Source organism: Rhizobium leguminosarum, from assembly GCF_002953715.1.
Taxonomy (GTDB): Bacteria; Pseudomonadota; Alphaproteobacteria; order Rhizobiales; family Rhizobiaceae; genus Rhizobium; species Rhizobium leguminosarum_V.
In genome coordinates, this window is record NZ_CP025012.1 from 2,462,223 (window position 1) to 2,476,561 (window position 14,339).

Consider the following 14,339-nt stretch of genomic DNA (forward strand, 5'->3'; position numbering starts at 1 on the left):
GTCTATGCCAGCGCTTCGATCGCCGCCCTCACAGCGCCCTGGTCCATTTCGTGCAGGCCAATGACGACGAGGCGTGTGCCGCGCTTTTCTCCGGCTACCCAGGCGCGGTCGAAATAATGGTCAACGCGGCTGCCGACGGCCTGGAGCTGCAGGCGCATCGGCTTGCCTGAAACATCGACGAAACCCTTGAGACGCAGCACGTCATGGGCTGATATGATGTCCTTCAGCGCATCGACGAAGCCGGCGGGATCGGCAATAGGGCCGAGATCGACGACGAAGCTGTCGAATTCATCATGGTCGTGCGGCGCACCGTCTTCATGCTCCAGCTCGTGATGCGACTTGCGATTGGCGACATCGTCCTCCGTGCCGACGCCGAGGCCGAGCAGAATGCCAGCCGACACCTCGCCATTCCGCGCCTCGATCATCACAGGCTTGCGCACCGTGCGGGAGGCGACCTCGCCTCGCACCCTGATAAGGCCCGCCGCATCGATCAGGTCTGTCTTGTTGAGCACGATGAGGTCGGCGCAGGTCAGCTGATCCTCGAACAGCTCCTCGATCGGGCTTTCGTGATCGAGCGATTCATCCTCGGCGCGGCGCGCATCGACCGCATCATGGTCGTCGGCGAAGCGGCCGGCGGCAACGGCAGCACTATCGACCACCGTGATGACGCCGTCGACGGTCACCTGGGTACGAATGTCGGGCCAGTTGAAGGCGGCGACCAGCGGCTGCGGCAAAGCAAGGCCCGAGGTCTCGATGACGATATGGTCGGGCCGCTGTTCGCGCTCGAGCAGCTTCGTCATCGTCGGAATGAAATCGTCCGCAACGGTGCAGCAGATGCAGCCGTTGGTCAGCTCGATGATGTCGTCCTCGGTGCAATTCTCCGCACCGCAGCCCTTCAGCACGTCGCCGTCGACGCCGAGATCGCCGAATTCGTTGATAATAAGCGCAATCTTCTTGCCGCCGGCATTGGTCAGCAGGTTGCGGATCATCGTCGTTTTGCCGGCACCGAGGAAGCCGGTGATGACGGTTGCGGGAATCTTCTGCTGGTTCATGGACTTAACCCTTCATTTTCAGCGGCAGGCCTGCCGCGATGAAATAAACTTCGGCGGCCCTCGCCGCGATCGATTGATGCAGCCGGCCGGCATGATCGCGAAAATCCCGCGCCATGCGATTGTCCGGCACGATGCCGAGACCGACCTCGTTGGAAACGAAAACGAGCCGCGCCTTCGCGGCGGGCAGGAAATCGGCAAGGGCTGCAAACTCCGCCGCCATCTCACGCTTCTCGATCATCAGATTGGTGACCCAGAGCGTCAGGCAATCGATCAGCACGATGCGCCCCTCGCCGTCGATGGCGGTAAGCTTGCCGACGAGGTCGAGCGGCTCTTCATGCGTCGTCCAGGACGGACCGCGATCGGCCTTGTGTTGCGTGATGCGCGCCTGCATCTCCTCGTCCCAGGCACGGCCGGTGGCAAGGTAGTGGCGATCGAGGCCACTTGCCGTCACGAGGTCTTCGGCGAAGCGGGATTTGCCGGAGCGTGCGCCGCCGAGGATGAAGACGGTGTTGGATGGGGACGCCGTCATGCGCAGGCGGCCTCCAGAGGAACCGCGGCGTACCACCACGCTCCCTCATTGCTGTGCTTGTCACAGGAATCCAGCCACGGCGCGTCCGCGCCGTGAATGACTCTGTGCTGCCATGAGATGATTCTTCCGTGCCCAAGGACTTGGGCACACTGGATTCCTGTGACATCCCTCGGGTCGAGCCCGAGCGCAGGAATGAGGGAGGAGTGGAAAGTGCGTCCCAAACGCGTCGCAGCAAAAGGCACCGAAAAGGCACCACTTGATCGCGCCGCACCAGGCCGCGCTGAATTCAATCGTTCAGCCAAGACAACCTCCGTGCTGGCAACGGGCATAGCGCCCAGGTGTGGGCCTCTCGCCCGGCACGCATGGCAGGTCTCCTGGCTCGCGGTTATCGGCCGCGATCGGGGCAGACCGGAAACCGGTCGCCCTGATCGTGCCAGCGGATCATCCTCGCCTTCCCGGCTGCATCAGTGAAAAGGTGGACGATTCGTAGACTTGAGAGGCGTCCGACCCCGGTTGATCACCATGCATATCCAGTGGCTTTTCCGACATATCGCCTGTCCCGCCCGCCCGCACGATTGCAGGCTCCGAGCCGGAAGGGCTTGATGCCGGATGGAAGACCCTGACCGCTCTACAGTCGCGGGGTCGGCTGTGATGAAGGCGCCCGGCTTGGGTCCGCCCCGTCACATTCCCTTTTCATCCGGAAGGGCGCAACACCGATCCGGAACCATCCGTTATATCAGGATGGTCAGTCGACCATCCGTTATCGGGATGGTTAGGCAAGCTCAGGGATGAAGTCAACCGGGCTTGGCGGCCGCTCGATCACCGGCTACGAGGCGTTGCCACTCAAACACGACTTACCCTACCTAAAATATCGTCATTTATCAGAGACTTACGTCATAAAAAATTTATCCCAGCCGCCGGCTTTTCGCCGCAATTGCGTCGCAAGCGGACTGCGCGACCATCTCTGCCCTTGACCGGGCCTCTCCCCGCCTAGTTGTCTAGCCATGCTTATGAAATTGGATCGGCGCCGTTTTCGTGCGCTGCGTGTTTTCTTCGATCCGGGACGCCTGCGGGCGCTGACCCGCCGTAGCGAGGTCGGCCTGTCGCTGGCGGGCGCCGTCGTCGGCATCATCTCGGGTCTCGCCGTCACCGGCATGAGTTACGTCTCCAACGAGCTGCATCAGCTGGTCTTCGGCATCGCCGACAGCGAGCGGCTGAGCTCGTCCGAGATCGAGAACAAGATGCTGCTGCTCGCTGCCCCCGTCATCGGCGGCGCCCTGCTCGGCCTGTTGCTGCTGGTGCTGGCGAAACGGCGCAAGAAGCCGATGGTCGACCCGATCGAGGCCAATGCGCTGCATGGCGGCCGCCTGTCCTTGACCGACAGCATCATCGTTGCCGTGCAGAACCTGATCTCCAACGGTTTCGGCGCCTCGGTCGGCCTGGAGGCCGGCTATACCCAGCTTGCCGCCGGGCTCGCCTCGAAATTCGGCCTGAAGCTGCAGCTTCGCCGCTCGGACCTGCGCACCCTCGTTGGCTGCGGCGCGGCGGGCGCCATCGCCGCCGCCTTCAACGCGCCGCTGACTGGCGCTTTCTATGCTTTCGAGCTGATCATCGGCACCTATACGATCGTGTCGCTGACGCCTGTCGTCGTCTCTGCCCTTGTCTCCACCCTGATCGCAAGGCTGCTTGCCGGCAGCGATTTCACCATCGATATCGGCAGCTTCGGCTCGGTCGTGCCGGCCGATTATATCCCGGCACTGCTGCTCGGTGCTTTCTGCGCCGGTGTCGGCATCCTGATCATGCAGGGCGTCGCCTTTGTCGAAGAGCTGGCGCGCAAGAGCTCGATCGCCCCCCCCTTCCGCCCGGCCCTCGGCGGCATCATCGTCGGGCTGTTGGCGATGATCTCGCCGCAGGTGCTCTCGGCCGGCCACGGCGCGCTGCATCTCAATCTTTCCCGTGAGGTGGCAATCCCGACGCTGATCGGCCTCTTCCTCTTGAAATCCTTCGCCTCGGCGATCTCGATCGGCTCCGGCTTCAGGGGTGGGCTGTTCTTCGCCTCGCTGTTCATGGGCGCCCTGCTCGGCAAGCTCTTCGCCTATTGCGGCCCCTATTTCGCCGATGCGACGCTGACGCCCGTCATCTATGCCGTGGTCGGCATGAGTTCGCTCGCCGTCGCCGTCATCGGCGGGCCGCTGACCATGACGTTCCTGGCGCTCGAAATCACCGGCGATTTCCCGATCACGGCGCTGGTGCTCGCCGCCGTCATCACCTCCTCGCTCGTCGTGCGTTCGACCTTCGGTTACTCCTTCGCCACCTGGCGCTTTCATCTTCGCGGCGAAAGCATCCGCAGCGCCCATGACGTCGGATGGATCCGCAACCTGACGGTCGACAAGCTGATGCGCGCCGACGTCAAGACGGCAAGGGCGGGCATCTCTCTGGAGGAATTCAAGCAGGCCTTCCCGATCGGCTCGACCCAGCGCGTCATCCTCGTCGAGGAGAGCGACAAATATGCGGGCCTTGTGCTGGTGCCGGAGATCTACGCCAATCCGACCGACGCCCAGGACGAGGGCAAGGCGCTTGCCGATTTCATCCGCTACCGCAACGATTTCCTGCAGCCGCAGATGAATGCCAGGCAGGCGGCGGCGATCTTCGACAAGAGCGAAAGCGAAGCGCTCGCCGTCGTCAACAACCTGATCGAACGCAAGGTGATCGGCCAGCTCAGCGAAAGCTATACGCTGCGCCGCTACAGCGAAGAACTCGACCGCCGCCGCCGCGAGGTCTCAGGCGAGATCTGATCCGTCGTCGCGCCATCGGATCGACGCTTCAGGATACGGCGTCGGCGAGCTTGAACACGTTTACCGCTTTCGAAACCCCGCGCAACTCGAAGGATCCCAGACATTCGTTGGCGACGGCGCAGGTGACGGCGAAGCTTTCCGACATCAGAAGGTGATGTCCGAGCGTGCTGCAGAGTTTTTCGAGGCGCGAAGCCTCGTTGACGGCGCTGCCGATCACCGTGAAATCAAGCCTGCCGCGTGCGCCGATATTTCCGTAGAAGACCTCGCCGAGATGCAGCACGACATCGACGCCGATGTCAGGACCTCCATCATTCCTCCGCTGACCGTTCAGCACCTTGTTGGCTTCCAGAATATTCTTTGCGGAAGCCAGTGCGGCCATGCAGGCCTTTTGCGGATCTTCAGCATCGGTCGGAAAGATCGCCAGCACGCTATCACCCATGAACTTGAGGATCTCGCCCGAATTTTCCTCGACATGCCAGCCGATCAGCTCGAAATGTTCATTCAGAAACCCGGCGATTTCGCCCGGCTGATAAACCTCGGTCAGCGCCGTGAAGTTTCTCAGGTCCGCAAGCAGGATCGCAGCATTGATCGCCCCTCCCTTTCCCCTCTGAATATCGCCTGCAAGGATGCGTGCACTTGTCTTGGCGCCTGTATAGACGGCGAGGATATCCGATGCGGTTTTCGTTGCCGCGATACGGTAACAAGCCAGCCCCAGCGCCGGGAAGAGCTTCGCGACGATCGCCAGTTGATCATCAGAAAATCCGCCCGGCCTGTCGCTTGTGAGAGACAGACTGACTCCGCGTAGCGCAGCCTCCTTCGGGAACTCCAGCAGGCTGACCAGGTGATCCGTGCCGCCGCTATGCGCGAATTCCGCAAGCTGCGGGTAGTCATCGACACCCTCACCCTTGGCGATGTTCCAGCGACCTGACGTTTCGCCACGGCCCAAAAGAAAATAGATCGGGGTCTTTTCGAAATTCAGCACTCCTGCAGTGCCATATTCGGCATTCTCGATCGTGGTCGCACCGCCGCGCACGAAATTGGCCGAGACGCCGCCATACATGGGATGAATAGACGGCATTGAAATGCTTCCCCGCCAGATCGGAAAGCCATCCGCGATCAGCCGATCGCACAATCCGGCTATCAGCACGGCTATATGCTCGGCCGTGATTCCATGTTCTATAAGCCACTGAATATGATTGTTAATTTTCAAACCTCCACATGAGCCGCCACAATCTTAAGATGGCAAATCGGGCAAATGGGCGGCAATCCGAACCGGGTCGCCACGACATCCAGTGATAGCCCGACCAAACCGATGTTTCTAGCCATCGAGCTCAGCCACCACAACCGTAGGGCAGATGGCAGAGAGATTGATACCGGTATCGACGCACTGCGAGGTTTTACGCCCGATGCGGACGCCCGCCGTGAGACACTAGCGGAACCTGCTCCAGTCTGCATCCTGGGAGGCGACGAAGGGTATTTCGCCCCTCGACACGGCAATGTCTTTCAGCATGTGATCTGGCAAGGCGCCAAGCTGATTTGCCGCCGATCGCCTGCGCCGCCGGACGACAAGGGCGCGCAGCGGAGAGGTAAGCAGCGCCATCACTTTGCGCAGTCGCACCTCGACCGCGCCGGACAAGAGCTTCTCGTTCATTGTGATCCCCATGAATTTGCGCATGCCGATGGCAAGATCGCAACCCGGAGAACCGGCCGGTGACTCGTTCGCCGGCCGGTTCCGACATCCTAGCGCGCCGAATGAGGGCCGATGAGCGTCGTGATCTCCGTCACCCGGTCCGCCGGAAAGCCACCCTTTTCCGCGTGCCGATAGACCGCTTCCGCGCTCTCGGCCTCATGAACGCAGTACATCTTGTCCCCGGTCACATAGCTGGTGATCCAGGTATAGGGTTCGCCGAGGGACGCCACGACGGCGTTGGATTTCGCCGAGATCTCGCGCAGGGTTTCCTTGTCCATGTCCCCGAGACCTGGAATGTTTCGTTCGACAACGAATTGCGGCATTGTTTTATCCTTTCATGATGTTTTGAGTGAGCTGGCGCTTCATCAACCGTGCGCATGCCGGCAACTGACGTCAGGGTTCATGTCGGCGAACGGTCCCTTCGGATTGTTCTTCCATGCCCAGACGTGCAGCTCGTAGAAAGCTGGAAGGCCGTAGCGGTTCGGGGCGTTCGTGAAACTGAACAGCTGGCCGCCGAGATTGGCGGGACCTTTCGTGGTGATGTATTCGACAGCGACGAGTTTCATCTTGCCGTGTTCGTCAGGCTCGTACATCACGGCCTCCGGCCTGGTGAGATCAATGGCCTCATCCTTGATGAGGTCGGCACTGACATAGTGGATACCCATCGCACCTCCATCTACGCCGCTGGTGCATGGGATCGGCGAATAGCCTTCCTTGACGGCCTGGTTGACGTCCCGGAAGCGCGCATTGGCCTCCCGGACCTGTTCCGGCAGGCCGCCGCCGCCGAGCGCTGCAGCCGGAAGAGCTGCCATAATGAGAAGCGCCGCGATCGGCGCTTTTGTCGCTTTCATGAAGATTGCCCTCCAATTTCTGGTTGTCCAAGCCGATTGGATTCCGGCCGGCAGTGCGTTGTAAAAAATCCGCGCGATGAAACATCTCCCGCATGGGGGATGAAATCTTCCGCAAATCCCGGAAATGAAGGCGCCATGGCCGGCGACAATTGACCGGGCTGGCCGGGCTGATGCAGGATTGTGATCATGGAACAGCAGCTGTCGGAAATTATTGGCGCTATTTATGATTGCGTGGCCCGGGAGGATGCCTGGCCAAACGCTCTTCGTCTGATCAATGGTCAGGTGAATGGTTTTCTAACCACGCTTGCCGTCTTCGACACCACCACGCGGTCCGCACGGCTGGCCCAGATCGCCTGCGACGACGGAGAGGCCATCCGCACCCTCGTCGCGCATGCGAAGGACGTCCCGTTCTTCCACCTTCTCCACCGAATGGAGATCGATCAGCCGGATACGCTGGAGCGGATGTTTTCCCTCTATGGACCCGATGGCGAAGCCGTCTGGAAGAGTGGTGCGCTCTACCAGAACTTTCATGCCAGGTATGGGGTTCTAAACTCGATCGACATGGCCGTGCTGAAGCGCCCGACCCGTGTCGGGACGATCAACATTTCGGTGCAATACGAACCGAGCGAACGACGTGGCTTCGACATCGTCGGGCTGCTCGGTCCGCATATCCGCCGTGCCGTGACGATCCACGACATGTTCGAGATGGAGCGCGCCGAAGCCGCCGTCCTCAGGGAGGTCATCGACGCCCTCGATCATGCGGTCTTCATCGTTGCAGAAGACATGACAATCCTCTTCGCCAATGAAGCCGCCGAAGCACGGCTGCGCGAGCAGCACGTGGTCCACTCGCTTTCAGGCCGTCTGGCCGCTCGCTACAGTTATGCAGGCGCCGCCCTTTCCAACGCCGTGGCGCTTGGCGCGCGCGACGAAATCAGTCTCGCAGCCGCTGGGATCGATGTTCCTCTTGCCTCGGCGGAGCGCCCCGCCGTCGCTCACGTTCTGCCGTTGCAGCGGCGCTCCGAAAGGGGACGCTTTGAAAGCCGGGCGGCGGCGGCGATCTTTCTCGCCGCGGCGGGAACGGTGATCCAGTCGGCCGTCGATGCCGTTGCTGCCCTTTTTGCTCTCACGCCTGCCGAACGGCGCGTGGTCGGCTACGTGTCCGAAGGCATGACGCGATCCGAGATCGCAAATGCACAGGGCGTTGCCGACGGCACCGTGAAATCGCAACTGGCCGCCATCTACGACAAGACGGGAGCGGAAGACCAGCGCAGCCTGCAGCAGCTCGTACGCGAACTCAGCCCACCTGTCAGGCGCACCTAAGAAGTCGACATCAACCTTCGGCCGACTGACAGCAGATGCGAAAAGGCACGCCGGCGCGACAGCAGATGCGGGCATCTCCGCTCACATCCTGATCGTCATTCCGCCGTCGACCGTCAGCACATGGCCGTTGACGAAGGAAGCGGCGCCGCTTGCCAGAAACAGCGCCGCGCCAGCGATCTCGTCTGGCCGTCCCCAGCGCTGGACCGGGATGCGCTGGCGCACGAAGGGCATCAATTCCTCATTCTGAGCCATCACCGCATTCGTCTCGGTGGCGAACCAGCCGGGCGCAATCGCGTTGCTGGTGATGCCGTACGGGCCGAACTCGACCGCCATGCCGCGCATCAGGCCGGTCAGGCCCTGCTTGGCTGCTGGATAGACGCAGTCGCCAGGCATGACGACATGGCCGCTGATCGAGGTCACCGCGATCAGCCGGCCGTGATTGCGTCGCTTCATCAACACGGCAGCGTCGCGCGAAAGCGTGATCGCCGCCGCCAGATCGGTGCGCAGCAGCTCTATGATCGCATCATCGTCGAATTCAGCCAGCGGCCGCCGGTCGCGGGCACCGACATTGTTGATCAAAATATCGAGACGACCATGGATCTTGTCGATATCGGCCACCGCAGCACGCTGTGCCTCGCGATCGGCGATATCGAATGCGGCGGCCTCCGCCGTGCCGCCCGCGGCACGGATGGCCCTGACGGCGCCTTCCAGCGTCGCCGCCGTGCGTCCGTTGACGATGACATGCGCGCCGGCTTCTGCGAGGGCGCGCGCCATCTCGAAGCCCAGACCACGGCCGCCGCCGGTCACCAGCGCTACCTGCCCTGCCAGTGAAAATCTATCCAATACGCTCATAGTTTTCGTCACTCTCAACCGGGTCAGTCGCGACAATTAATGGACTCAGTCAACTAATTTGGCAATAGCCGAACGACGGCACCGAATGATGGAGAGGCAGCCCCGTCCGGTACACATCGGGCCTAACCGAGCAGCCCGGCCAGCCAGCGTGGATCGAGATGACGTTCCAATTCCCGGGCGACGTCGTCGAGCGCCTGCTCGACGCTCTCGCGGTAATTCCTCCGCTCGCCTGATAGCCCGAAGCTTTGAAGCAGCCGGGCGCGGTAGGCGTCGCTGCCGAAGAGCCCGTGCAGATAGGTGCCCATGATCCGGCCGTCGGCCGACAGCGCCCCGTCGGGCGCGCCATCGATGATCGCCGAAGGCCTGATGCAATCCGGACCGCGGGTGATGCCGAGATGGATCTGGTAGCCGGCAAGCGGCGCGTCAAATTCCGCGGAGCGAGCCTGGCTGTTGCGCACGGTCTTTTCCGGCGCCATCTCGGTCTCGATGTCGAGCAGCCCAAGCCCCGGCGTCTCGAGCGTCCCGCCCTCGATGCCGAGCGGATCATGTACCGCGCGGCCGAGCATCTGATAGCCGCCGCAAATGCCGATCACCCGGCCGCCGCGCCTGACATGCGCCTGGAGGTCGCGGTCCCAGCCCTCAGCCCTGAAGTCGGCGAGATCCGATATCGTCGATTTCGAGCCGGGAAGCACAACGAGGCTCGCATCGGCAGGGATCCGCTCGCCTGATCGCACGAAGACCAGTTCGACATCCGGCTCGGTCTTCAGCGGATCGAGATCGTCGAAATTGGCGATGCGCGGCAGCACCGGCACGGCGATCTTCAGCGCGCCCGTCCCGCCCCTCGCCAACCGTTCGAGCACGGCCGAATCTTCGGCCGGCAGGCGCGCAGCACCCCTCAGCCAGGGCACGACGCCGAAACACGGCCAGCCGGTAAAGCCTTCGATGGCGCGGATGCCGTCGTCAAACAGCGAGACGTCGCCGCGGAACTTGTTGATGATATAGCCCGCAATCATCGCCCGGTCGCCATCATCGAGGATCGCATGCGTGCCGACCAGCGAGGCGATGACACCGCCGCGGTCAATATCGCCGACAAGCACGACGGGCACGCCGGCCCGCGTCGCAAAGCCCATATTGGCGATATCGCCGGGCCTGAGATTGATCTCGGCCGGCGATCCCGCACCTTCGACGATAACGAGGTCGGCACCCGCAGCCACTTTTTCGAAACTTTCGAGCACGGCGCCGAGCAACTCAGGCTTCAGCCGCTGATAGTCGCGTCCCTTCGCCTGTCCGAACACCCTGCCCTGGACGATGATCTGGCTGCCATTGTCCGATTGCGGCTTGAGCAGCACAGGGTTCATGTGGACCGAGGATGGCGTGCGCGCAGCCAGCGACTGCAGCCACTGCGCCCGGCCGATCTCGCCGCCGTCATCGGCGACCGCCGCATTGTTCGACATATTCTGTGGCTTGAACGGCCGGACCGTCAGCCCGCGATTGGCCGCCAGCCGGCAGAGCCCTGCGACCAGAACCGTCTTGCCGACATCGGAGCCGGTTCCCTGCAGCATGATCGCTCTTGCCATGGTGGCCCGCATTCGCCTCTCGTTCAGGCGAGGCCTACAATGGGCGGTAATCCCAGGTCAAGACTTGGCCTCGGTCAAGACTTGGCCCCAGTCACGTTCCCACACAAACGCGAAAACCGCGCATGGCCTTGGCTCTGCGCGGTTTGCCGATAAACTCAGGCGTCTTCGCCCTTACACGGCGAAGCTCGCTTTCTCCGGTACGCACTACCTGAACCAGAGAAGCGGCGGTCATTGCTGCCACGCCCCAACTGATAACGGCACATTCTTACCGGAGAGTTATTGAAGGCTTACGCAAATGTTAATTTCGATCTTTTTTGACATTCTCGTCGAAATTTCTGCCGAAGATCCGCCGCCGGTCGCCAAGAGCGTGCTTTTCGCCCAAGGGCGCCAATTTCGGGATGCCGACATAAATTCTTCGAATTCAATAATTTAGTCACGCAACCATAAGCAGAAGATGGTTGATTTCTGCGAGCGAACGCGTAGGCTCCGTCATAACGCGCCATTGTCGAACATGGCCTGCGACGAGTTGCCGGAGCCGCAAGGACGGACGGTGCCATGAACCGGAAAGCCTGTTGCTGTATCGCCCGGCAGGCGTTTTCCCCTCGGGTGCCAGAGATATTTGTCGGTTGATTTCAGAGCCTGCGCGTCCGCCTAAGAAGAATTCGGGGAATGACGATGAAGACGTTTCTGATTCCGGCCGTCTTTGCCGCGGCTCTTTCTACCGTTGCGCCGGCTGAAGCAGCCGAATGCGGCAGCGTTTCGATCGCCGAAATGAAGTGGGCCTCGGCAGGCATTGCGGCGAGCTTCGACAAGATCATCCTGGAAAAGGGATACGGCTGTTCCGTCACCATCGTCGATGGCGACACCCTGCCGACCTTTGCCTCGATGAACGAGAAAGGCGCCCCTGACATCGCCTCGGAATACTGGATCAATTCGGTTAGGGCCCTGCTCGATCAGGCCGTCAATAGCGGCCGGTTGGTGCAGGGAGCCGAGATCCTTGCCGACGGCGCCGTCGAAGGCTGGTGGATCCCGAAATTCATCGCCGACGCCCACCCCGACATCCGCTCGGTCGAGGACGCGCTGAAACATCCCGAACTCTTTCCAGCCGAGGACGACCTGTCGAAGGGCGCAGTTTACAACTGTCCCGCCGACTGGAGCTGCCAGATATCAACCACCAACCTGTTCAAGGCGCTTGCCGCCGACAAGAAGAGCTTCGAGCTTGTCGAGACCGGCAGCCCCGAACGGCTCGATGCCTCGATTGCCCGCGCCTTCGACAACAAGATCGGCTGGCTCGGTTATTACTGGGCGCCGACTGCCATCCTCGGCAAATACGACATGACGCGCCTGAGCTTCGGCGTCGGCCACAACAAGAATGAATGGGACCGCTGTACCGCGGTTGCCGGCTGTGTCAGGCCCGAGCTCAATTCCTACCCGGTCTCGCGCGCCTTCACACTGATGACCAGGTCCTTCGCCAGCCGCGCCGGACCTGTCACGACCTATCTCAAGACCCGCAAATGGGACAATGCGACGATCAACCAGGTGCTCGCCTGGCAGGACGAAAACCGCGCAAGCAACGAGGATGCCGCGATCTATTTCCTTCGCAACTACGAGAGCCTGTGGACGAAATGGGTGCCGGTCGATGTAGCCGAGAAGGTTAAGGCGAGCTTATAACGGCCAAAACACGATCAAGCATGGACGATTCGATGACAGGCAATGTTCCCTTTCCCGACCGCGATACCGTTGCGGAAAAGCTCGCTGGGCTGTCGGAGACCGACAAGTCATACCTGGCGCTGCTCATGGAAAACGCCGCCCAGGACGACAACCTACTCGACGGCCTGCGCCGCCATCTCGATCTCGCCGCCGGATCGCGTTTCCTGAACTCGCTGAAGCTCGAAAATCTGGGAATCTGGCTCGGAAGTCATACGCCGGACCGGCTGCAGATCCGGCTGATGGAAACCGCCCGCTCTAGCCAACATCCCGCCTACCAAGCCTTCCGGACCGGTCTCGACCGATCCGGCGGGCTGGAAAAGCTTTATCCCCCGGTCATCCGTTAGGATGATCCGGACGCGGCCGATAGTTGATCCCCGGGGTCAGCACCTGATCCGGCGACTCTAGCAGCGATCTGAACGGTCGTTACTTCTTCGCGGCGCGGTCGACTGAGCGGCCGGCGTCCTGCGTGGCGTTCACGGTATTTGCCGTATCTTTTCCGATGCCGCGGATCGTATTGCCGCAGGAGGAAAGGGCAAGAAGAACCATAAAAGCTGCGGCAATTTTGGCCGTTGTCGTCATCTCGGATATCCTTGTTTGAAATCAACCCCGAACGGCGACAATTGCCGTCCCGCGCCAATAACGCACGACAAACCAAAAGGTTCACTGGCCATAAATATACCCGCTAGAGACACGCGTCCGATAGGACGCGCTATCACTTTCGATCGGCGCATAATCTGTCCGATACAGCTAGGCAGCGACCGCCTTTGCTCTCTCGGCAAAGGCGCCGCGAATGCTGTCAGCCACCGTCTCGATCGGCCCCGACACCTGCGAGGCGGTCAGCAGGCGGATGTCGAAGGCGCCGAGTTCCGGCAGCCCTTCCTGGGGCCCGAGGATCGCCATGTCTTCGTTGACATAGGACAGCGGCAGCGGCGCGATGGCGAGATCGGAAAGCACGGCGGCGCGCTGCGCCATCGTGTGGCCGCTGAGATAAGCGACGCGATAATGCCGCTTGTTGCGTTCGAGCTGGGAGAGCGCCTCCTGGCGCCAGATGCAGCCGTCTTCCCAGATCGAGATCGGCAGCGGATCGCGGCGATGCGCCGAACCGCACTTGGCGCCGGCCCAGACCAGCCGCTCGCGGAACACCACCTCTCCGCCCGTCGGGAACGGCCGTGTCGCACAGTTGATCAACGCGAGGTCGAGCCGCTGCTCCTCCATGCGCTTCTTCAAACCCTGGCTCATGTCGATCGTCACATCGACCATGATGCCGGGATAGCTCTCGGCGAAACTCTTCAGGATGCTCGGCAGCAGCCGTTCGCCGATATCCTCCGGCGCGCCGAGGCGCACGACGCCGCTGAGCTCCGGCATGATGAATCGCGACACCGCCTCGTTCGACAGAGCCAGCATGTTGCGGGCATAGGACAGCAACATCTCACCGTGGCGCGTCAGCGATACCGAGCGGGCGTCGCGCAGAAACAGCGTTGCCCCCAGTTGTTCCTCAAGCTTCTTGATCTGCATCGACACCGCCGATGGCGTGCGGAAGACCGCCTCTGCGGCGGTCGAAAAATTGCCTGTCTCTGCGATCGCCACGAAGGTACGCAGCACCTCGTTGTCAAGCAGCGGAATGGGACGGCGAAATGGAATGCTCATCGTCACATCTTTCAATTTTTCTGATTTATAACCCCATATCATTTTGTTTGATTGAATGTCAATTGAACCCGATATTTCGCGTGTCGGCAGCTAAATGCAGCCAAGGAGGCCCGACATGTCTCAAACAACCATCTGGAATATCGTACAGGCCCTTTCCGCATTCAAGGCGCAAAGGCGCAGGGATGCCAACCACGAGCATGCGCTCCGGGAGTTAAGGCGCTTTCCGCCACATCTGCTGGCAGATTGCCAGCGCGAGCTAGAGTTGGCCGTCCCGGAGCGCCGCGCGTGCGATGGGACGCGGTAGAGACGCTTGATC

14 protein-coding genes, 1 pseudogene and 1 riboswitch are annotated in these 14,339 nt (G+C 61.5%); of the genes and pseudogenes, 5 read left to right on the forward strand and 10 right to left on the reverse strand.

Annotation, left to right across the window (positions count from 1 at the left end; all coding sequences use genetic code 11):
* Nucleotides 1–2: 2 nt before the first annotated feature.
* Complete coding sequence (gene cobW / locus CUJ84_RS12440) at nucleotides 3–1,052, reverse strand: cobalamin biosynthesis protein CobW (protein WP_105006432.1); 1,050 nt, start codon at nucleotides 1,050–1,052, stop codon at nucleotides 3–5.
* A 4-nt stretch (nucleotides 1,053–1,056) separates the two neighbouring features.
* Nucleotides 1,057–1,581: a bifunctional adenosylcobinamide kinase/adenosylcobinamide-phosphate guanylyltransferase gene (gene cobU, locus CUJ84_RS12445; protein ID WP_105006433.1), complete on the reverse strand. Its 525-nt coding sequence runs from the start codon at nucleotides 1,579–1,581 to the stop codon at nucleotides 1,057–1,059.
* Nucleotides 1,582–1,928: 347 nt separating this feature from the next.
* A riboswitch (cobalamin riboswitch) is annotated at nucleotides 1,929–2,325 on the reverse strand.
* Nucleotides 2,326–2,585: 260 nt separating this feature from the next.
* Between cobU and CUJ84_RS12455 the strand changes: the two genes are divergently transcribed.
* Nucleotides 2,586–4,376, forward strand: a complete 1,791-nt coding sequence (locus tag CUJ84_RS12455) for a chloride channel protein (RefSeq protein ID WP_105006434.1) — start codon at nucleotides 2,586–2,588, stop codon at nucleotides 4,374–4,376.
* A gap of 28 nt (nucleotides 4,377–4,404) precedes the next feature.
* Here CUJ84_RS12455 and CUJ84_RS12460 read toward each other — a convergent pair.
* From CUJ84_RS12460 to CUJ84_RS12475, 4 genes and pseudogenes are all read right to left on the reverse strand, one after another.
* Nucleotides 4,405–5,702, reverse strand: a pseudogene (locus CUJ84_RS12460) (adenylate/guanylate cyclase domain-containing protein).
* A gap of 103 nt (nucleotides 5,703–5,805) precedes the next feature.
* Nucleotides 5,806–6,027, reverse strand: a complete 222-nt coding sequence (locus CUJ84_RS12465) for a DUF1127 domain-containing protein (RefSeq protein WP_105008172.1) — start codon at nucleotides 6,025–6,027, stop codon at nucleotides 5,806–5,808.
* An 89-nt stretch (nucleotides 6,028–6,116) separates the two neighbouring features.
* Nucleotides 6,117–6,389 carry a DUF4242 domain-containing protein gene (locus CUJ84_RS12470; protein WP_003560176.1) on the reverse strand — a complete coding sequence of 91 codons (273 nt, stop codon included), beginning with the start codon at nucleotides 6,387–6,389 and terminating at the stop codon, nucleotides 6,117–6,119.
* A 42-nt stretch (nucleotides 6,390–6,431) separates the two neighbouring features.
* Nucleotides 6,432–6,917 carry a hypothetical protein gene (locus CUJ84_RS12475; RefSeq protein WP_105006435.1) on the reverse strand — a complete coding sequence of 162 codons (486 nt, stop codon included), beginning with the start codon at nucleotides 6,915–6,917 and terminating at the stop codon, nucleotides 6,432–6,434.
* Between the two features lie 186 nt (nucleotides 6,918–7,103).
* Here CUJ84_RS12475 and CUJ84_RS12480 point away from each other — a divergent pair, with 186 nt between their 5' ends.
* Nucleotides 7,104–8,237 (forward strand): helix-turn-helix transcriptional regulator, encoded by a 1,134-nt coding sequence (locus tag CUJ84_RS12480; protein ID WP_105006436.1) that lies wholly within the window; start codon nucleotides 7,104–7,106, stop codon nucleotides 8,235–8,237.
* An 81-nt stretch (nucleotides 8,238–8,318) separates the two neighbouring features.
* On the opposite strand, the gene CUJ84_RS12485 is transcribed toward CUJ84_RS12480, so the two are convergent.
* Both CUJ84_RS12485 and CUJ84_RS12490 read right to left on the reverse strand, forming a co-directional pair.
* Nucleotides 8,319–9,089 (reverse strand): SDR family oxidoreductase, encoded by a 771-nt coding sequence (locus tag CUJ84_RS12485; RefSeq protein WP_105006437.1) that lies wholly within the window; start codon nucleotides 9,087–9,089, stop codon nucleotides 8,319–8,321.
* A gap of 122 nt (nucleotides 9,090–9,211) precedes the next feature.
* Nucleotides 9,212–10,666, reverse strand: a complete 1,455-nt coding sequence (locus CUJ84_RS12490; protein ID WP_105008173.1) for a cobyric acid synthase — start codon at nucleotides 10,664–10,666, stop codon at nucleotides 9,212–9,214.
* A 669-nt stretch (nucleotides 10,667–11,335) separates the two neighbouring features.
* On the opposite strand from CUJ84_RS12490, the gene CUJ84_RS12495 reads away from it, so the two are divergent.
* Nucleotides 11,336–12,337: a glycine betaine ABC transporter substrate-binding protein gene (locus tag CUJ84_RS12495; protein ID WP_199788701.1), complete on the forward strand. Its 1,002-nt coding sequence runs from the start codon at nucleotides 11,336–11,338 to the stop codon at nucleotides 12,335–12,337.
* Between the two features lie 20 nt (nucleotides 12,338–12,357).
* Nucleotides 12,358–12,720, forward strand: a complete 363-nt coding sequence (locus tag CUJ84_RS12500; RefSeq protein ID WP_199788702.1) for a hypothetical protein — start codon at nucleotides 12,358–12,360, stop codon at nucleotides 12,718–12,720.
* A 79-nt stretch (nucleotides 12,721–12,799) separates the two neighbouring features.
* On the opposite strand, the gene CUJ84_RS12505 is transcribed toward CUJ84_RS12500, so the two are convergent.
* Together CUJ84_RS12505 and CUJ84_RS12510 are read right to left on the reverse strand one after the other, a co-directional pair.
* Nucleotides 12,800–12,955, reverse strand: a complete 156-nt coding sequence (locus CUJ84_RS12505) for a hypothetical protein (protein ID WP_003560194.1) — start codon at nucleotides 12,953–12,955, stop codon at nucleotides 12,800–12,802.
* A gap of 168 nt (nucleotides 12,956–13,123) precedes the next feature.
* Complete coding sequence (locus tag CUJ84_RS12510; RefSeq protein ID WP_199788703.1) at nucleotides 13,124–14,065, reverse strand: LysR family transcriptional regulator; 942 nt, start codon at nucleotides 14,063–14,065, stop codon at nucleotides 13,124–13,126.
* 73 nt (nucleotides 14,066–14,138) lie between these two features.
* On the opposite strand from CUJ84_RS12510, the gene CUJ84_RS39275 reads away from it, so the two are divergent.
* Nucleotides 14,139–14,327, forward strand: coding sequence for a hypothetical protein (locus tag CUJ84_RS39275; RefSeq protein WP_105006439.1), 189 nt, complete (start codon nucleotides 14,139–14,141; stop codon nucleotides 14,325–14,327).
* Nucleotides 14,328–14,339 lie beyond the last annotated feature (12 nt).